This window comes from Salegentibacter maritimus (assembly GCF_016236975.1).
Classification (GTDB): domain Bacteria; phylum Bacteroidota; class Bacteroidia; order Flavobacteriales; family Flavobacteriaceae; genus Salegentibacter; species Salegentibacter maritimus.
The window spans coordinates 314,669-332,013 of the sequence record NZ_JAEHNY010000001.1 but is presented as its reverse complement, the minus strand read 5'-3'; the positions used below and the strand labels follow the sequence as shown (position 1 = coordinate 332,013).

Genomic DNA, 17,345 nt, shown 5'->3' with positions numbered 1-17,345 from the left:
ACATGTCCTAAGCAGTTGGCGAGGGAAAAACGGAAGAAAGATACATTCAGGGCGAAAGTATTTTTCTGCCCTGAATTTTTTTAAATAAATAAGTAATAATCAATAATTAATTATGTCTGGGTTAATAGGAAAAAAAATAGGCATGACCAGTATTTTTGACGAGAATGGGAAGAATATCCCTTGTACCGTTATCGAAGCAGGTCCATGCGTAGTTACCCAAGTCAGAACCAAAGAGGTTGACGGGTATGAGGCACTTCAAATTGGTTTCGATGACAAAAAGACTGTAAATAAAGCAGCTGAAGGGCATGCTAAAAAAGCAGGAAGCGTTGCAAAGCGTAAAGTCGTTGAATTCAAAGGATTTGAAGCAGATTATAAATTAGGTGACGCTATCACTGTAGAGTACTTTAGTGAGGGAGAGTTTGTAGATATTGCAGGTACTTCTAAGGGTAAAGGCTTTCAGGGTGTTGTAAAGAGGCACAACTTTGGTGGTGTTGGTCAGCAAACGCACGGGCAGCATAACCGATTAAGAGCTCCTGGTTCTATTGGTGCAGCATCTTACCCTGCACGGGTTTTCAAAGGAATGAAAATGGCCGGTAGAATGGGTGGAGAAAGAGTAAAAGTAGAAAACCTGAGAGTTTTAAAAGTAGTGGCAGATAAAAATCTTTTAGTTGTAAAAGGATGTGTGCCAGGACATAAAAACTCATACGTAATCATTAGTAAGTAATGGAAGTAGCAGTTTTAGATATAAAAGGAAAAGAAACAGGTAGAAAAGCAACGCTTTCTGATGCTGTTTTCGCTATAGAGCCGAATGATCACGCTGTGTATCTTGATGTTAAGCAATATTTAGCTAACCAACGCCAGGGAACTCATAAAGCTAAAGAGCGCGCTGAAATCGCGGGTAGTACTCGTAAGATTAAAAAGCAAAAAGGTACGGGTACGGCTCGTGCAGGTAGCATTAAGTCTCCAATTTTTAAAGGTGGTGGACGAGTTTTTGGACCTAGACCAAGAAATTACGGTTTTAAATTAAATAAAAATTTAAAGCGTCTTGCTAGAAAATCGGCCTTATCAATTAAGGCAAAAGGAAACTCAATCTATGTAGTTGAAGATTTTTCTTTTGATGCGCCAAAGACAAAAAGTATGATTAATGTTTTGGAATCCCTTGGTATTCAGGACAAAAAATCACTTATAGTGTTGGGTGACTCAAATAAAAATGTATATTTGTCGTCACGTAATTTAAAAGGACTTGAGGTCGTAAGATCCTCAGAATTAAGTACTTACGGAATTCTAAATGCAAAGAGTATCGTGTTACTTGAAGGTTCTTTAGAAGGAATTGAGTCGAATTTAAGTAAATAAGCCTTATGAGTATCTTGATAAAACCAATTATTACAGAAAAAGCCACTGGTGATAGCGAGTTGAATAACTGCTTTTCTTTTGTGGTAGATAATAAGGCGAATAAAATTGAAATTAAAAATGCAGTTGAGGCTGCTTATGGAGTTTCAGTTGAAAAAGTTCGTACTATAAATGTCCGTCCAGATCGTAAAACCAGATATACAAAATCTGGTATGATTACTGGTAAAACCAAAGCTTATAAGAAAGCATTGGTACAGGTGACGGAAGGTGAAACTATTGATTTGTATAGTAATCTTTAAGATTAAAAAATGTCAGTTAGAAAATTAAAACCAATTACCCCCGGGCAGCGTTTTAGAGTAGTGAATGGTTATGACGCCATAACTACTGATAAGCCGGAAAAAAGCCTTTTGGCTCCGATAAAAAAGTCTGGAGGGAGAAACAGTCAGGGAAAAATGACCATGCGCTATAAAGGTGGTGGTCATAAAAGACGTTACAGAATTATAGACTTTAAGCGTGACAAGCATGGGATTCCTGCTACTGTTGCGAGTATAGAATATGATCCTAACAGAACTGCTTTTATCGCATTGTTAAACTACCAGGATGGTGAAAAGCGATATGTTGTTGCTCAAAATGGGCTGCAGGTAGGTCAAAATATTGTGTCAAGCGAAGATGCTGCTGCTCCTGAAATAGGAAATGCGATGCCATTGTCTAAAATACCGCTTGGTACTGTAATTTCTTGTATAGAGTTAAGAGCTGGGCAGGGTGCTGTAATGGCTAGAAGTGCTGGTGCTTTTGCGCAACTATTGGCAAGGGAAGGTAAGTATGCAACTGTAAAGTTGCCTTCTGGGGAAATTAGAAGGATTTTGTCTACATGTATGGCAACTATTGGAGCTGTATCTAATAGTGATCATCAGCTTCTTGTTTCAGGAAAAGCTGGTAGAAAACGTTGGTTGGGTATAAGGCCAAGAACAAGACCAGTTGTGATGAACCCTGTAGACCACCCAATGGGTGGTGGTGAAGGAAGAGCTTCTGGTGGTCACCCACGTTCTAGAAAAGGTTTACCTGCTAAAGGATTTAAAACCCGTTCAAGAACAAAAGCGAGTAATAAGTATATTGTAGAACGTAGAAAGAAATAATTAAGATATGGCACGTTCATTAAAAAAAGGACCTTACGTTCACTATAAGTTAGATAAGAAGGTTGCTCAGAATATAGAGTCTGGTAAGAAAGCTGTGATCAAAACCTGGTCTAGGGCTTCTATGATAACACCAGATTTTGTTGGGCAAACCATCGCTGTTCACAACGGGAAACAATTTGTACCGGTCTATGTAACAGAGAACATGGTAGGGCATAAGTTAGGAGAATTTTCACCAACTCGTTCGTTTAGAGGACACGCTGGTGCAAAAAATAAAGGTAAAAGATAATTGAAGCTATGGGAGTTCGTAAAAGAGAAAGAGCAGAGCAAATAAAAGAGGCCAAAAAACAAGTGGCTTTTGCAAAGTTGAATAACTGCCCTACTTCACCTAGAAAAATGCGTCTTGTGGCGGATTTGGTAAGAGGTGAGAAAGTAGAAAAGGCGCTTCAAATATTGAAATTCAGTTCAAAAGAGGCTTCTGGTCGTTTGGAGAAATTGTTGCTATCGGCAATAGCTAATTGGCAAGCGAAAAACGAAGATGCAAGCATTGAAGATGCTGAATTGTTTGTAAAAGAAATCCGTGTAGATGGAGGAGCAATGCTTAAAAGGCTGCGTCCTGCACCGCAGGGTCGCGCACATAGAATTAGAAAAAGATCCAATCACGTTACTTTGGTGCTTGGAGAAAACAATAATACACAAAGCTAAGTAGAGTATGGGACAAAAAACAAATCCAATCGGAAATCGCCTTGGTATCGTAAGAGGATGGGAGTCCAACTGGTACGGAGGAAATGACTACGGCGACAAATTAGCCGAAGACGATAAGATTAGAAAGTATATCCATGCTCGTCTTTCAAAAGCGAGTGTATCTAGGGTGATTATTGAGCGTACGCTTAAGCTTGTAACCGTTACTATCACCACTGCCAGACCAGGTATTATTATTGGAAAAGGCGGTCAGGAGGTAGACAAGCTTAAAGAGGAGCTTAAGAAGATTACCGACAAAGAGGTTCAAATTAACATCTTTGAGATTAAGAGGCCAGAACTTGATGCACATTTAGTGGCTGCAAGTGTTGCTAGACAAATTGAGAATCGTATCTCTTATCGTCGCGCAATTAAAATGGCTATCGCGGCTGCTATGAGGATGAATGCTGAAGGAATTAAAATACAGATTTCCGGACGTTTAAATGGTGCTGAAATGGCACGTTCAGAGGCATACAAAGATGGTAGAATACCTTTGTCTACTTTTAGGGCTGATATTGATTATGCTTTAGTTGAAGCTCATACTACCTATGGTAGATTGGGTGTTAAAGTATGGATCATGAAAGGCGAAGTGTACGGTAAAAGAGAACTTTCTCCGCTTGTTGGTATGTCTAAGAAACAAGGAGGAAAAGCTGGAGCCGGACGAGGTGGTAACAAATCACGTCGTAGAAAGTAATTTTTTAAAGTAAAGAAAAATGTTACAACCTAAAAGAACAAAATACCGTAAACAGCAGAAAGGCCGTATGAAAGGTAATGCCGGAAGAGGGCATAGACTCTCTAACGGAACTTTTGGAATTAAATCTATGGATTCTAGTTTCATTACTGCCCGTCAAATAGAAGCTGCACGTATTGCTGCTACCCGTTACATGAAAAGGGAAGGGTCTATCTGGATTAAAATTTTCCCGGATAAGCCTATTACTAAAAAGCCTCTTGAGGTTCGTATGGGTAAAGGTAAAGGTGCTGTTGAATATTGGGCTGCTGTTGTAAAGCCAGGAAGAATTATGTTTGAAATTGGTGGAGTACCAATGGATGTTGCGAAAGAAGCTTTAAGGCTTGCAGCACAGAAACTTCCGGTAAGAACCAAATTTATTGTAGCTAGAGATTATCAAGCTTAATATTATAAAGTTATGAAACAATCAGAAGTAAAAGAACTGTCTGTGGCAGAATTACAAGAAGAGCTTGGGAAATCTAGAAAAGCATATTCAGATTTGAAAATGGCTCATGCAGTTTCGCCATTAGAGAACCCAATACAGCTTAGAGCTGTAAGAAGAACTATAGCGAGACTTGCTACAGAGTTAACTAAAAGAGAACAACAATAAGTGTTATTCTGCTGAAAGATGGAAAAAAGAAATTTAAGAAAAGAGCGTATAGGTGTTGTTACCAGTAATAAAATGCAGAAATCAATCGTGGTTTCTGAAATTAAGAAAGTAAAGCACCCTATGTATGGAAAGTTCGTTTTGAAAACGAAAAAATATGTAGCGCACGACGAAACAAATGACTGCAACGAAGGAGATACAGTAAGGATCATGGAGACAAGGCCTTTAAGTAAATCTAAATGTTGGAGATTAGTAGAAATAATTGAAAGAGCTAAGTAATGGTACAACAAGAGTCTAGACTAAGAGTAGCAGACAATACCGGGGCAAAAGAAGTTTTGACCATTCGTGTATTGGGCGGTACAAAGAAAAGATACGCTTCTGTTGGGGACAAAATCGTTGTCAGCGTAAAAGAAGCTACACCTAACGGGAATATCAAAAAAGGTGCAGTTTCAACAGCAGTAGTTGTTCGTACCAAGAAGGAAGTACGTAGGCAGGACGGATCATATATTCGTTTTGATGATAATGCCTGTGTACTGTTAAACCCTACCGGTGAAATGCGAGGAACCCGTGTTTTTGGCCCGGTAGCGAGAGAACTTCGTGATAAGCAATTCATGAAAATTGTATCATTGGCACCAGAAGTGCTTTAATACATTAATAAGATGAGAAAGCTTAAGATAAAAACTGGAGATACTGTAAGAGTTGTTGCCGGAGACCATAAAGGTCAGGAAGGTAAGGTTCAAAAAGTTCTCATAGAAAAGAATAAAGCCATCGTTGAAGGTGTAAATACTATTTCAAAACACGAGAAACCAAGTGCGGCTAACCCACAAGGTGGTATCGTAAAGAAAGAGGCACCTATTCATATTTCCAATCTTTCTTTGCTAGACAAAGATGGTAATACTACCCGCGTTGGATATAGAGAAGAGGATGGTAAGAAAGTAAGATTTTCCAAAAAATCTAATGAAGTAATTTAGTTATGGCATACGTACCAAGACTTAAAAAAGAATATGCAGAGCGAGTAAAGCCTGCATTAAAAGAAGAATTTAGCTACGCTAACGTAATGGAGATTCCAGGACTAAAAAAAATAGTTTTGAGCCGAGGCGTTGGTGCAGCTGTAGCAGACAAAAAGCTTATTGATCATGCTGTAGACGAATTGACTACAATTACAGGTCAAAAAGCGGTGCAAACCATTTCTAAAAAGGATGTTGCTTCATTTAAACTTCGTAAAGGAATGCCAATTGGGGCAAAAGTAACTTTACGAGGGTATAGAATGTACGAATTCCTGGATCGTTTAATTACATCTGCACTTCCACGTGTACGTGATTTTAACGGGATTAAAGCTAATGGTTTTGATGGTAGAGGGAATTACAACCTTGGTATTACTGAACAAATCATCTTTCCGGAGATTGATATTGATAAAGTAAACCGAATTAGCGGTATGGATATTACCTTTGTGACCAGTGCTAAAACTGATAAGGAAGCTAAATCATTGTTAACCGAACTGGGATTACCTTTTAAAAAGAATTAATTATGGCTAAAGAATCAATGAAAGCCCGTGAGGTGAAGAGGCAAAAAATGGTAAAAAAGTATGCTGAAAAGCGTGAGGCTTTGAAAGAGGCTGGCGACTGGGAAGCATTGCAGAAATTACCAAAAAACTCTTCTCCTGTACGTTTGCATAACCGTTGTAAACTAACTGGTAGGCCAAAGGGATATATGAGACAGTTTGGTCTTTCTCGTGTAATGTTTAGAGAAATGGCTAATAAAGGTTTAATTCCTGGAGTTAGAAAAGCTAGTTGGTAAATTATAAATTGGGTGCAGGTTCTTCCGGTGTACGGTAAGAAAACCGCATCCGCAAACTATTATAAATGAATACAGATCCTATTGCAGATTATTTGACGAGAATTAGGAACGCTGTGGCTGCAAACCACAGAGTGGTAGAAATACCAGCTTCTAATCTTAAAAAAGAAATAACAAAAATATTATTCGATCAGGGATATATTCTAAGTTACAAGTTTGATGATGCTACTTCTCAAGGGACAATAAAAATTGCCCTTAAGTATGACAAAATCACAAAAGAGCCTGTAATTAAAGATATTCAGAGAATAAGTAAACCCGGTTTGCGTAAGTATGCCGGCGCTAATGAATTGCCACGTATCCTTAATGGTCTTGGTATAGCTATAGTATCTACTTCTCATGGTGTAATGACCGGGAAGCAGGCTAAAGCAGAGAAAGTTGGTGGTGAAGTATTGTGTTACGTTTACTAATACTTAAAAGACTAAAGAAATGTCAAGAATAGGTAAAAGTCCAATTACAATTCCTGAAGGTGTGAATGTAGACCTAAATGGGGATATTGTAACGGTAAAAGGAAAATTAGGAGAACTTAAGCAGGAAGTTAGCGACATTGATGTGAAAATTGAAGATGGCGTAATTACTTTTGAGCGTTCTTCTGAGAAAAGTGATCAGAAAGCAAAACACGGTCTATATCGTGCGTTGATAAACAATATGATAGAAGGGGTTTCTAACGGATACACTAAATCATTGGAACTGGTAGGAGTTGGTTATAGAGCAACTAACCAGGGACAAAAATTAGATTTGGCAGTTGGTTTTTCCCATAATATTGTGATAGATTTGGCACCAGAGGTAAAAGTAGAAACAATTTCAGAAAAGGGTAAAAACCCTATAGTGAAGTTAACTTCTCACGATAAACAACTGGTAGGTCAGGTAGCTGCTAAAATACGTTCCTTCAGAGCTCCAGAGCCTTATAAAGGAAAAGGTATTAAGTATGTTGGAGAACAATTACGTAGAAAAGCAGGTAAATCAGCTTAATAAAGTTTAGATATGGCAGTTTCAAAACAAGATAGACGAAATAAAATTAGAAAGCGTGTTCGTAAGGCAATTACGGGTACCGCTAGCCGTCCAAGATTATCTGTATTTAGAAGTAATAAAGAAATTTATGCTCAAATTATAGATGATGTAGAAGGAAAAACCCTGGCAGCAGCTTCCTCAAGAGATAAAGGCGTGTCAGTTGAAGGTAATAAATCCGAGCAAGCTAAACTTGTAGGTAAAGCCCTTGCTGAAAAAGCTTTGAAAGCCGGTGTGGAAACAATTTCTTTTGACAGAGGTGGTTACCTGTATCACGGAAGAGTTAAATCATTAGCAGAAGGTGCTCGCGAAGGAGGACTTAAATTCTAGAAAGTTATGTATCAAAATTATAAAAACGTAGAACATGTAAAACCAGGTGGCCTTGAATTAAAAGACCGTTTGGTGGGAGTGCAACGTGTTACTAAGGTAACCAAAGGTGGTAGAGCTTTTGGATTTTCTGCTATAGTTGTAGTAGGAGATGAAAATGGCGTAGTTGGTCATGGTTTAGGAAGATCTAAGGAAGTAGCTGATGCTATTGCCAAAGGTGTTGAGGATGCTAAGAAGAATTTAGTGCGTATTCCTTTAAACAAGACTACTATACCACACGAGCAAAACGGTAAGTATAGTGGTGCGCGTGTTATTCTTTTGCCAGCTGCAGAAGGTACTGGAGTTATAGCCGGTGGTCCTATTCGTGCGGTATTAGAATCTGTAGGTGTTCAGGATGTACTTTCTAAAAGTCAGGGATCATCTAACCCGCATAACATGGTAAAAGCAACTTTTGATGCCTTACTGCAATTGCGTAGTGCAGAGACTATCGCTAAGCAACGTGGTATTTCATTAGAAAAGGTTTTTAAAGGATAAATCAAGGAGAAAGATGGGAAAGATAAAAGTAACGAAAGTAAAAAGTGCTATTAATCGTACTAAAAACCAGAAACTGGTGTTAGAAGCCCTTGGTCTTAAGAAAATGGGTCAAACGGTAGAGCATAACGATACGCCAAACATCCTTGGTATGGTAAATAAAGTTAAACATTTAGTTTCTGTAGAGGAAACAAAATAATAAATTCACATGGAATTAAATAACTTAAAGCCTGCAAAAGGTTCAGTTAAGAGTAACAACAAGCGTGTTGGCCGTGGAGAAGGATCTGGTAAAGGTGGTACTGCCACCCGTGGTCACAAAGGGGCTAAATCTCGTTCTGGTTACTCCAAAAAGATTGGTTTTGAAGGAGGGCAAATGCCACTTCAACGTCGTGTTCCAAAATTTGGTTTCACTAACAGAAATCGTGTGGCTTATCAGGGTGTAAACCTGGATACTTTACAACGTTTGGTTGATGAAGGTAAAATTAAAGATACTGTAGATGTTGATATCTTGATCGCTAACGGTCTTGTAGGTAAAAACGAACCAGTTAAGATATTAGGTAGAGGTGAATTAAAGGCAAAGTTGAAAATATCTGTTCATAAATTTACGGCCTCAGCAAAGGAAGCTATTGAAGCTGCTGGAGGTGAAGTTGTTACTTTATAATAGATAGCCAAATGAAATTCATCAATACTATTAAAAATATTTGGAAGATCGAGGAGCTAAAAAATCGAATTTTAGTTACCCTCGGTCTATTGTTGGTTTACCGTTTTGGGGCACAAGTTGTGCTTCCCGGAATCGATGCTTCGCAATTATCCAATCTCGCAACACAAACAGATGGTGGTCTTTTAGGGCTCTTAAATGCATTTACAGGGGGAGCATTTTCTAATGCTTCTGTATTTGCCTTAGGAATTATGCCTTATATCTCGGCTTCTATTGTAGTGCAGCTTATGGGTATTGCGATACCATATTTGCAAAAATTGCAAAAGGAAGGTGAAAGCGGTAGACGTAAGATCAATCAAATCACCCGTTGGTTAACTATTGCAATTACTTTAGTGCAGGGGCCAGGTTATATTTATAACCTTTTTGCTACTCTCCCACAGCAAGCCTTCTTGTTGGGTGATACTGTTACTTTTGTAGCTTCTGCCGTAGTTATTCTTACTACAGGGACTATTTTTGCAATGTGGTTGGGTGAAAAGATAACCGATAAAGGTATTGGTAATGGTATTTCGCTATTGATTATGGTTGGTATTATTGCGACCTTGCCGCAAGCGTTTATCCAGGAATTCGCTTCAAGGGTATTCGAATCTAATGGTGGTCTTATTATGATTCTTATTGAATTGGTAATTTGGTTTGCTATTATTTTAGCTTCGGTAATGTTGGTAATGGCCGTGCGCCAAATTCCAGTGCAGTATGCCAGAAGAACCGCCTCTGGAGGTTATGAGAAAAATGTATTCGGATCTAGGCAGTATATACCACTTAAGCTGAACGCTTCTGGGGTGATGCCAATTATATTTGCACAGGCTATTATGTTTATCCCGGCTGCCGTAGCAGGATTATCAGATTCTGATGCAGCACAAGGTGTTACCGCCGCCTTTAGCGATATATTTGGTTTTTGGTATAACGTAGTATTCGCATTGTTAATCATTGTCTTTACTTATTTTTATACCGCTATTACTGTACCTACCAATAAAATGGCTGATGATCTAAAACGTAGTGGTGGTTTTATTCCTGGAATTCGCCCGGGAACAGAAACTGCTGAGTTTTTAGATAGAATTATGTCTCAAATTACCTTGCCAGGATCTATTTTTCTTGCGCTTATTGCTGTGTTCCCAGCAATCGTGGTGCAACTCTTAGGTGTGCAACAAGGATGGGCATTGTTTTTTGGAGGAACCTCGCTTTTAATTATGGTTGGAGTTGCAATAGATACTATGCAACAAGTAAATTCTTACTTGCTGAATAGACATTACGACGGATTAATGAAAACAGGTAAAAACAGAAAAGCAGTAGCTTAATTATGGCAAAACAACCGGCAATAGAGCAAGACGGAACAATTATAGAAGCATTATCTAATGCAATGTTTCGCGTAGAATTGGAAAATGGTCACGTTGTGACAGCTCATATCTCTGGAAAAATGCGTATGCATTACATTAAATTGTTGCCTGGAGATAAGGTGAAACTGGAAATGAGCCCTTACGATTTAAGTAAGGCTCGTATAACATACAGATACTAAAAGTAATTTGAGCTATTTGTAAAATTTTCAGTACTTTTGCAACCTGAAAAATTTATGAATGCTGAAATCCTGGTTTAAAATTATGTTTTAAGACCAGTGAATTGTAAAAAACTAAAGAGATGAAAGTTAGAGCATCAGTAAAGAAAAGAAGTGCCGACTGCAAAATTGTTCGCAGAAAAGGGCGCCTTTACGTAATTAACAAAAAGAATCCTAGATTTAAACAAAGACAAGGCTAATTATGGCAAGAATTGCAGGGGTAGATATACCTAAACAAAAGCGAGGAGTTATAGCATTAACCTATATCTTCGGAATTGGCAAAAGCAGGGCACAAAAAATCCTTAGCCAGGCCAAAGTAGATGAAAGCAAAAAAGTTTCAGATTGGGACGATGATGAAATTGGTCGTATTCGTGAAGCTGTTGGAGAATTTACAATCGAAGGAGAATTACGTACAGAAGTACAGTTGAGTATTAAACGTCTAATGGATATTGGATGTTATAGGGGTATTCGTCACAGAAGTGGTTTACCGCTTAGAGGACAAAGAACCAAAAACAACTCAAGAACCAGAAAAGGTAGAAGAAAAACAGTTGCTAACAAGAAGAAAGCAACTAAATAGTAATTAATATGGCAAAGAAGACAGTTCAAAAAAAGCGTAAAGTAATCGTTGAGGCCGTTGGGCAAGCTCACGTTACGGCTTCTTTCAATAACATTATTGTTTCCCTTACTAATAAAAAGGGAGATGTTATTGCCTGGTCATCAGCAGGAAAAATGGGCTTTAGAGGTTCTAAAAAGAATACTCCATATGCAGCCCAGTTAGCTGCAGAAGACGCGTCTAAAGTAGCTCACGAAGCTGGTTTGCGCAAAGTTAAAGTTTACGTAAAGGGACCGGGTAATGGTAGAGAATCTGCTATCCGTTCGCTTCATAACAATGGAATTGAAGTAACGGAAATTGTTGATGTTACTCCATTACCACACAACGGATGTCGTCCTCCTAAAAGACGTAGAGTTTAATAATAAGTATAAACAATAGGAAAGGAGTTAAGATTATCGAAGGACAGAGACCTTAATTCATAATCCCTTTCTTCTAAAATTAAAGTTAATGGCAAGATATACTGGTCCAAAGACTAAAATAGCCCGTAAATTTGGTGAAGCTATTTTTGGAGACGATAAGTCTTTTGAAAAAAGAAATTACCCACCGGGACAACACGGTAATAACCGTCGTCGCGGAAAAAAATCTGAATATGCTATCCAGTTAATGGAAAAGCAAAAAGCAAAGTATACCTATGGTATTCTAGAGCGTCAGTTTAGGAATATGTTTAAGAGAGCTACAAGAGCTCAGGGTATTACAGGTGAGGTTTTACTTCAACTTTGTGAATCACGACTTGATAACGTTGTGTATAGAATGGGTATTGCCCCTACTAGAAGCGCAGCAAGACAATTTGTATCTCATAGACACATAACTGTAAATGGAGGTTTGGTAAATATACCATCTTACCAATTGAAGCCAGGAGATGTTGTAGGTGTTCGTGAAAAATCAAAATCATTGCAAGCCATCCAGGATTCATTGGCAAATTCTAGTGCCGTTTATGAATGGATTACCTGGAATAATGAAACTAAAGAAGGAACTTTTGTTTCGGTACCCGGACGTATTCAGATCCCGGAAAACATAAATGAACAATTCATCGTCGAATTATATTCGAAATAATAATTCACAGAAGTCGTAATATGGCAATACTAAATTTTCAGAAGCCCGATAAAGTTATAATGATTGATTCAACCGATTTCGAAGGGAAATTTGAATTTCGCCCTTTAGAGCCCGGCTATGGATTAACCGTTGGTAACGCTTTAAGAAGAGTGCTTTTATCTTCCTTAGAAGGTTATGCAATTACTTCCATTCGTATAGAAGGCGTAGATCACGAATTCTCCGCTATTCCCGGAGTTGTGGAAGACGTAACAGAAATTATCCTGAACCTTAAACAAGTGAGGTTCAAAAGGCAAATTGATGAAATAGATAACGAAGCCGTTACCATTTCTGTATCTGGAGAAGAACAAATTACTGCCGGTCATTTTCAAAAATTCATTTCAGGCTTTCAAGTCCTAAATCCAGATCAGGTGATCTGTACTGCAGATAAGAAAGTAAACCTGAATATGGAAATGACCATTGAAAAAGGTAGAGGTTATGTTCCGGCCGAAGAAAACAAAAAAGCCAACGCACCTCTTGGAACTATATTTACAGATTCTATTTATACACCAATAAAGAATGTAAAATATAGTATTGAAAACTATCGTGTAGAGCAAAAAACCGATTATGAAAAATTGGTTTTTGAAATCGTAAGCGACGGTTCTATTCATCCAAAAGATGCACTTACGGAAGCTGCAAAGACACTTATCCACCACTTTATGTTATTCTCTGATGAGCGTATTACGCTAGAGGCAGACGAGATAGCACAAACTGAAACTTATGATGAAGAATCTCTTCACATGAGACAGTTGCTAAAAACCAAGTTGGTTGATATGGATCTTTCAGTAAGAGCTTTAAATTGCTTAAAAGCGGCTGAAGTTGATACCCTGGGAGACCTTGTTTCTTACAATAAAAACGACTTGATGAAGTTTAGAAACTTCGGAAAGAAATCTTTGACAGAGCTTGAAGAATTGGTAAGTAATAAAGGACTTAACTTTGGTATGGACCTTTCAAAATACAAATTAGATAAGGACTAATATATAAGTAGTTTTCCATAAAAGTCGGCAAAAGATCGAGCTTTGGGAAAATGAATTAAGAACAAAACAATGAGACACGGAAAGAAAATAAACCATTTAGGTAGAAAGACTGCTCACAGAAAGTCTATGCTAGCCAATATGGCCTGCTCACTTATTGAGCACAAGAGAATCAATACTACCGTGGCAAAAGCAAAAGCCTTGAAAGTTTTTGTAGAGCCGTTGGTAACTAAGTCTAAAGAAGATACTACTCATAACCGTAGGTTGGTATTTAGTAAACTTCGTCAAAAGGAAGCTGTAGCCGAATTGTTTCGTGAGGTAGCTCCTAAAGTTGGTGACCGCCCGGGTGGATACACAAGGGTAATTAAATTGGGTAACCGACTTGGAGATAACGCCGATATGGCCCTTATCGAGTTAGTTGATTACAACGAAACTTATAACCTTGACAAGCCAGAGAAGAAAAAATCTACACGTAGAGCCGGTAGAAAGAAATCTTCAGAAGCTACTGCTCCAAAAGCAGAAGGAAAGACAGAAGAGAAATCTTCAGAAAATAAAGAGGATAAAAAAGAGGAATAGAAATGAATCTTTTAATAATCTAGTTTTTAAAAAGGATAAACTCTCGGGGTTTATCCTTTTTTTATATAATCTAACGAAATTATTACTTCCGCCTGGGCGGAAAATTACACACAGCAAACACATCTAGGATTACTATGAAATATCAAACTCGAAAAAAAGCCATTATCTTACTTGAAGACGGTACCATTTTTCACGGCAAGGCTGTAGGAAACAAAGACGGCAAGGCCGTGGGTGAAGTTTGTTTTAATACCGGTATGACCGGGTATCAGGAGATTTTTACAGATCCTTCTTATTACGGTCAACTTATGGTTACCACAAATGCACATATTGGTAATTACGGTACGCTGGCCGAAGAAAGTGAAGCCGATAAAACCAAAATAGCCGGCCTTATTTGTAAAAACTTTAGTTATACACATTCACGTCCTGCTGCCGATAAATCGCTTCAGGATTTTTTGGACGATAGTAATTTATTTGCCATTTCTGATGTAGATACAAGAGCGCTTGTAACTTATATTAGAGAAAATGGTGCAATGAACGCTATTATTTCTACCGATGTAGATAATATAGAAGGTTTAAAGAAAGAACTTGCTGAAGTACCGGATATGAATGGATTGGAATTGGCTTCTAAAGTTTCTACTAAAGAACCTTATTATTTTGGTAATGAAAATGCCACCTATAAGATAGCAGCACTTGATGTTGGAATTAAAAAGAACATTCTTCGCAACTTTGAAAAACGCGATGTGTATGTAAAAGTTTTTCCATACAACGCAACTTATGAGGAAATGAGTGCCTGGAATCCCGATGGTTATTTTCTGTCTAATGGTCCCGGAGATCCGCAACCACTTGAAAGCGCGATTAATCTTACTAAAACTATTTTAGAAAAAGACCATCCATTATTTGGTATTTGTTTGGGGCACCAGATTATTGCAATAGCGAATGGAATAAAAACTTATAAAATGCACCACGGTCACCGGGGTATAAATCACCCTGTTAAAAATCTTAAGACCGGAAAAGGTGAAATTACCTCTCAAAACCACGGTTTCTCGGTAGATAGAGCCGATACAGAGGCTAACACTGAAGTGGAAATTACCCATATTTGCTTAAATGATGATACAGTTGGTGGAATAGCAATGAAAAATAAAAATTGTTTTTCGGTTCAATACCATCCAGAAGCAAGTCCGGGTCCACACGATGCGAGCTATTTGTTTGATGAGTTTATGGATAGAATAAAAGGAGCAAAAGCTTAGGTTTTTTTAAAGATAATTGATTTTAAAGCCCGAAATTTAAATATTTCGGGCTTTTGTTTTGGTTAAATTAAATATATGTTATATTCGGGCTTATTTTTGTCAGAAATCATCAATGAAAAAATTACTATTACTTAGCTTTTGCTTATGCTCTCTTTTATCTATCAATGCACAAGATCAAGCTTCGGTTGAAGATGGTCTTTTATCAGTAAATATTTTAACACCGGGCGTTGAATATGAATACGGACTTACAAGTTCTACAACCTTAGATCTAAGGTTGGGTTCTGCGTTCGCTTATTGGAAGAATACTTATTTTGGTGAAAATTTTGGTATTTACCCAATACTTGGTATTCAATATCGCTATTATTACAATCTAGAAAAACGTTTGGATAAAGGAAAAAATTTAAAGAATAATAGTGCTAATTATATCGCTTTAAGCGGGGCTGTGCAATCTGGAAAGCCTATTATTGGTAACTTAGAATATAATGAAGCTTATTTTGGAGCCGTAGGTCCGGTTTGGGGTTTGCAGCGTTATTATAATAGTGGTTTTAAATTAGATCTAAATTTAGGAGCAGGCTATAGTTTTAATGAATCTGGGGAATCCTATTTTTCGCTACTAATTGGAATTAGACTTGGGTGGCTTCTTTCAAATTAATTCCTACCGACTTTTTATTATTATGTGTTTTACAATTCTGGCTTAAAAAGAATTTTTTTATTGAAATTTTGAAACGTAGAATCATGTAGATTTTAAATTTCAAGATTTTTAGTAATACTATTTAGAAGCTTGAATATAAGAAGGTCTTAATTTATAAATAAGTAAAAAATAAATGCATTTCCTGAGATTCTTTTAGATACTTTCTTTTAGAAAACCATTTCGTGTTTTCATAATGTTATAAATGCTTTAAAACTACCTGTTTCACTCGCTATTTTAGCCTTCAATTTGTATCTTGCATTCAAATCAATTAACTAATTAAAGAAGACTATGAGTGTAATAATAAATATTCACGCCCGTCAGATTTTCGATTCAAGAGGAAATCCAACTGTAGAAGTAGATGTTTTAACTGAAAATGGAATTTTAGGAAGAGCAGCGGTACCTTCTGGGGCCTCTACGGGTGAACACGAAGCAGTAGAACTTCGTGATGGTGGCGATAATTATATGGGGAAAGGCGTTACTAAGGCTGTTGAGAATGTAAATGATGTAATTGCTGAAGAATTATTGGGTTACTCTGTATTTGAACAAAACCTTATAGATAAAGCAATGATAGAAATAGATGGTACTCCAAATAAAGCAAAACTTGGAGCAAACGCTATTTTGGGGGTTTCTCTTGCTGTGGCCAAAGCTGCTGCCAATGAACTTGGCTTGCCATTGTACCGCTATATTGGTGGCGTAAGTGCTAATACACTTCCTGTTCCAATGATGAATATTATTAATGGTGGGTCTCATAGTGATGCTCCAATTGCATTTCAGGAATTTATGATTATGCCGGTGAAAGCTGAAAGCTTTTCGCACGCATTAAAAATGGGAACTGAAATTTTCCATCATCTTAAAAAAGTATTGCATGACCGTGGTTTAAGCACTGCTGTTGGAGATGAAGGTGGTTTTGCACCAACTTTAGATGGTACCGAAGATGCTTTAGACACTATTCTTAAGGCTATTGAAAATGCCGGTTACAAGGGAGGAGACGAAGTTATGATTGCATTAGATTGTGCTGCCGCTGAATTCTATGAAAATGGAAAATACGATTATAAGAAATTTGAAGGTGAAGGTGGAAAAATAAGATCTAGCGAGGAGCAGGCAGAATATCTAGCCGAGCTTTCTGCTAAATATCCTATTATTTCTATTGAAGATGGAATGGATGAAAACGACTGGGATGGTTGGAAAGCCCTAACCGATAAAATTGGTGATAAGGTTCAATTGGTTGGTGACGATCTTTTTGTAACTAATGTTGAAAGACTTTCTAGAGGAATTGAAGAAGGTATCGCTAACTCTATTCTTATTAAAGTAAATCAAATTGGTACGCTTACAGAAACTATTGCAGCCGTAAATATGGCGCATAACGCTGGCTTTACTTCTGTAATGTCGCACCGTTCTGGTGAAACCGAAGATAATACCATTGCCGATCTTGCTGTTGCACTTAATACCGGCCAAATTAAAACCGGTTCAGCTTCAAGAAGTGACCGTATGGCAAAATACAATCAGTTAATTAGAATTGAGGAAGAATTGGGTGAAGTTGCCTATTTCCCAAAGCGAAAAGCTTTTAAAATCTAATTATCAATTTGCGATAAATATAAGATCCCTTTTGAAGAAAATTC

31 protein-coding genes are annotated in these 17,345 nt (G+C 37.6%); all 31 read left to right on the top strand.

Going from position 1 to position 17,345, the window contains the following annotated elements; all coding sequences use genetic code 11:
* The first annotated feature begins 112 nt into the window (after window positions 1–112).
* The 31 genes from rplC (at window position 113) to eno (ending at window position 17,301) form a co-directional block, all read left to right on the top strand.
* Window positions 113–724 carry a 50S ribosomal protein L3 gene (gene rplC / locus I6U50_RS01625; protein ID WP_198637602.1) on the top strand — a complete coding sequence of 204 codons (612 nt, stop codon included), beginning with the start codon at window positions 113–115 and terminating at the stop codon, window positions 722–724.
* The gene (rplD, locus tag I6U50_RS01620; protein WP_198627452.1) at window positions 724–1,353 is read left to right on the top strand and encodes a 50S ribosomal protein L4; all 630 of its coding nucleotides are present in this window, start codon (window positions 724–726) and stop codon (window positions 1,351–1,353) included. Before rplC ends, rplD begins: the two co-directional genes overlap by 1 nt.
* A gap of 5 nt (window positions 1,354–1,358) precedes the next feature.
* Window positions 1,359–1,649 carry a 50S ribosomal protein L23 gene (gene rplW, locus I6U50_RS01615; RefSeq protein WP_193710315.1) on the top strand — a complete coding sequence of 97 codons (291 nt, stop codon included), beginning with the start codon at window positions 1,359–1,361 and terminating at the stop codon, window positions 1,647–1,649.
* Between the two features lie 9 nt (window positions 1,650–1,658).
* On the top strand, window positions 1,659–2,486 hold the full coding sequence (rplB, locus tag I6U50_RS01610; protein WP_193710316.1) for a 50S ribosomal protein L2: 828 nt from the start codon (window positions 1,659–1,661) through the stop codon (window positions 2,484–2,486).
* Window positions 2,487–2,493: 7 nt separating this feature from the next.
* On the top strand, window positions 2,494–2,772 hold the full coding sequence (rpsS, locus tag I6U50_RS01605) for a 30S ribosomal protein S19 (protein ID WP_037319223.1): 279 nt from the start codon (window positions 2,494–2,496) through the stop codon (window positions 2,770–2,772).
* A gap of 8 nt (window positions 2,773–2,780) precedes the next feature.
* Window positions 2,781–3,188, top strand: a complete 408-nt coding sequence (gene rplV, locus I6U50_RS01600) for a 50S ribosomal protein L22 (protein ID WP_193710317.1) — start codon at window positions 2,781–2,783, stop codon at window positions 3,186–3,188.
* 7 nt (window positions 3,189–3,195) lie between these two features.
* A complete protein-coding gene (gene rpsC / locus I6U50_RS01595; protein WP_193710318.1) occupies window positions 3,196–3,915 on the top strand; it encodes a 30S ribosomal protein S3 in 720 nt (239 codons plus the stop codon).
* A gap of 19 nt (window positions 3,916–3,934) precedes the next feature.
* Window positions 3,935–4,354 carry a 50S ribosomal protein L16 gene (gene rplP / locus I6U50_RS01590; protein WP_057482229.1) on the top strand — a complete coding sequence of 140 codons (420 nt, stop codon included), beginning with the start codon at window positions 3,935–3,937 and terminating at the stop codon, window positions 4,352–4,354.
* A gap of 12 nt (window positions 4,355–4,366) precedes the next feature.
* On the top strand, window positions 4,367–4,558 hold the full coding sequence (gene rpmC / locus I6U50_RS01585; RefSeq protein ID WP_037319233.1) for a 50S ribosomal protein L29: 192 nt from the start codon (window positions 4,367–4,369) through the stop codon (window positions 4,556–4,558).
* A gap of 18 nt (window positions 4,559–4,576) precedes the next feature.
* A complete protein-coding gene (gene rpsQ / locus I6U50_RS01580; RefSeq protein WP_198627454.1) occupies window positions 4,577–4,834 on the top strand; it encodes a 30S ribosomal protein S17 in 258 nt (85 codons plus the stop codon).
* Window positions 4,834–5,202 (top strand): 50S ribosomal protein L14, encoded by a 369-nt coding sequence (gene rplN, locus I6U50_RS01575; RefSeq protein WP_037319239.1) that lies wholly within the window; start codon window positions 4,834–4,836, stop codon window positions 5,200–5,202. The genes rpsQ and rplN overlap by 1 nt, the downstream gene beginning before the upstream one ends.
* 12 nt (window positions 5,203–5,214) lie before the next feature.
* Window positions 5,215–5,526 carry a 50S ribosomal protein L24 gene (gene rplX, locus I6U50_RS01570; protein ID WP_193710320.1) on the top strand — a complete coding sequence of 104 codons (312 nt, stop codon included), beginning with the start codon at window positions 5,215–5,217 and terminating at the stop codon, window positions 5,524–5,526.
* Between the two features lie 2 nt (window positions 5,527–5,528).
* Window positions 5,529–6,080 (top strand): 50S ribosomal protein L5, encoded by a 552-nt coding sequence (gene rplE, locus I6U50_RS01565; protein ID WP_193710321.1) that lies wholly within the window; start codon window positions 5,529–5,531, stop codon window positions 6,078–6,080.
* A gap of 2 nt (window positions 6,081–6,082) precedes the next feature.
* Window positions 6,083–6,352 (top strand): 30S ribosomal protein S14, encoded by a 270-nt coding sequence (gene rpsN, locus I6U50_RS01560; protein ID WP_057482226.1) that lies wholly within the window; start codon window positions 6,083–6,085, stop codon window positions 6,350–6,352.
* Between the two features lie 65 nt (window positions 6,353–6,417).
* Complete coding sequence (rpsH, locus tag I6U50_RS01555) at window positions 6,418–6,816, top strand: 30S ribosomal protein S8 (RefSeq protein WP_193710322.1); 399 nt, start codon at window positions 6,418–6,420, stop codon at window positions 6,814–6,816.
* Window positions 6,817–6,835: 19 nt separating this feature from the next.
* Complete coding sequence (rplF, locus tag I6U50_RS01550; protein WP_193710323.1) at window positions 6,836–7,378, top strand: 50S ribosomal protein L6; 543 nt, start codon at window positions 6,836–6,838, stop codon at window positions 7,376–7,378.
* 12 nt (window positions 7,379–7,390) lie between these two features.
* A complete protein-coding gene (gene rplR / locus I6U50_RS01545) occupies window positions 7,391–7,744 on the top strand; it encodes a 50S ribosomal protein L18 (protein ID WP_193710324.1) in 354 nt (117 codons plus the stop codon).
* A 6-nt stretch (window positions 7,745–7,750) separates the two neighbouring features.
* Window positions 7,751–8,275 (top strand): 30S ribosomal protein S5, encoded by a 525-nt coding sequence (gene rpsE / locus I6U50_RS01540; protein WP_193710325.1) that lies wholly within the window; start codon window positions 7,751–7,753, stop codon window positions 8,273–8,275.
* 13 nt (window positions 8,276–8,288) lie between these two features.
* On the top strand, window positions 8,289–8,471 hold the full coding sequence (gene rpmD, locus I6U50_RS01535; RefSeq protein ID WP_193710326.1) for a 50S ribosomal protein L30: 183 nt from the start codon (window positions 8,289–8,291) through the stop codon (window positions 8,469–8,471).
* 9 nt (window positions 8,472–8,480) lie between these two features.
* Window positions 8,481–8,933 carry a 50S ribosomal protein L15 gene (gene rplO / locus I6U50_RS01530; RefSeq protein WP_193710327.1) on the top strand — a complete coding sequence of 151 codons (453 nt, stop codon included), beginning with the start codon at window positions 8,481–8,483 and terminating at the stop codon, window positions 8,931–8,933.
* Between the two features lie 11 nt (window positions 8,934–8,944).
* Window positions 8,945–10,282 (top strand): preprotein translocase subunit SecY, encoded by a 1,338-nt coding sequence (gene secY, locus I6U50_RS01525; RefSeq protein ID WP_193710328.1) that lies wholly within the window; start codon window positions 8,945–8,947, stop codon window positions 10,280–10,282.
* A gap of 2 nt (window positions 10,283–10,284) precedes the next feature.
* Window positions 10,285–10,500 carry a translation initiation factor IF-1 gene (gene infA, locus I6U50_RS01520; protein WP_013073244.1) on the top strand — a complete coding sequence of 72 codons (216 nt, stop codon included), beginning with the start codon at window positions 10,285–10,287 and terminating at the stop codon, window positions 10,498–10,500.
* Window positions 10,501–10,619: 119 nt separating this feature from the next.
* Window positions 10,620–10,736 carry a type B 50S ribosomal protein L36 gene (ykgO, locus tag I6U50_RS01515; RefSeq protein ID WP_013305171.1) on the top strand — a complete coding sequence of 39 codons (117 nt, stop codon included), beginning with the start codon at window positions 10,620–10,622 and terminating at the stop codon, window positions 10,734–10,736.
* 2 nt (window positions 10,737–10,738) lie between these two features.
* Window positions 10,739–11,113, top strand: coding sequence for a 30S ribosomal protein S13 (rpsM, locus tag I6U50_RS01510; RefSeq protein WP_193710329.1), 375 nt, complete (start codon window positions 10,739–10,741; stop codon window positions 11,111–11,113).
* An 8-nt stretch (window positions 11,114–11,121) separates the two neighbouring features.
* Window positions 11,122–11,508 (top strand): 30S ribosomal protein S11, encoded by a 387-nt coding sequence (gene rpsK, locus I6U50_RS01505; protein WP_193710330.1) that lies wholly within the window; start codon window positions 11,122–11,124, stop codon window positions 11,506–11,508.
* A gap of 88 nt (window positions 11,509–11,596) precedes the next feature.
* The gene (gene rpsD / locus I6U50_RS01500) at window positions 11,597–12,202 is read left to right on the top strand and encodes a 30S ribosomal protein S4 (RefSeq protein ID WP_198637601.1); all 606 of its coding nucleotides are present in this window, start codon (window positions 11,597–11,599) and stop codon (window positions 12,200–12,202) included.
* A gap of 20 nt (window positions 12,203–12,222) precedes the next feature.
* On the top strand, window positions 12,223–13,215 hold the full coding sequence (locus tag I6U50_RS01495) for a DNA-directed RNA polymerase subunit alpha (RefSeq protein WP_075324936.1): 993 nt from the start codon (window positions 12,223–12,225) through the stop codon (window positions 13,213–13,215).
* A gap of 69 nt (window positions 13,216–13,284) precedes the next feature.
* On the top strand, window positions 13,285–13,788 hold the full coding sequence (gene rplQ / locus I6U50_RS01490) for a 50S ribosomal protein L17 (RefSeq protein ID WP_193710332.1): 504 nt from the start codon (window positions 13,285–13,287) through the stop codon (window positions 13,786–13,788).
* 134 nt (window positions 13,789–13,922) lie between these two features.
* Complete coding sequence (gene carA / locus I6U50_RS01485; protein ID WP_198637600.1) at window positions 13,923–15,035, top strand: glutamine-hydrolyzing carbamoyl-phosphate synthase small subunit; 1,113 nt, start codon at window positions 13,923–13,925, stop codon at window positions 15,033–15,035.
* Between the two features lie 112 nt (window positions 15,036–15,147).
* Window positions 15,148–15,687 (top strand): DUF3575 domain-containing protein, encoded by a 540-nt coding sequence (locus I6U50_RS01480; protein ID WP_198637599.1) that lies wholly within the window; start codon window positions 15,148–15,150, stop codon window positions 15,685–15,687.
* A gap of 327 nt (window positions 15,688–16,014) precedes the next feature.
* Window positions 16,015–17,301, top strand: coding sequence for a phosphopyruvate hydratase (gene eno, locus I6U50_RS01475; protein ID WP_193710336.1), 1,287 nt, complete (start codon window positions 16,015–16,017; stop codon window positions 17,299–17,301).
* The last annotated feature ends 44 nt before the right edge of the window (window positions 17,302–17,345 follow it).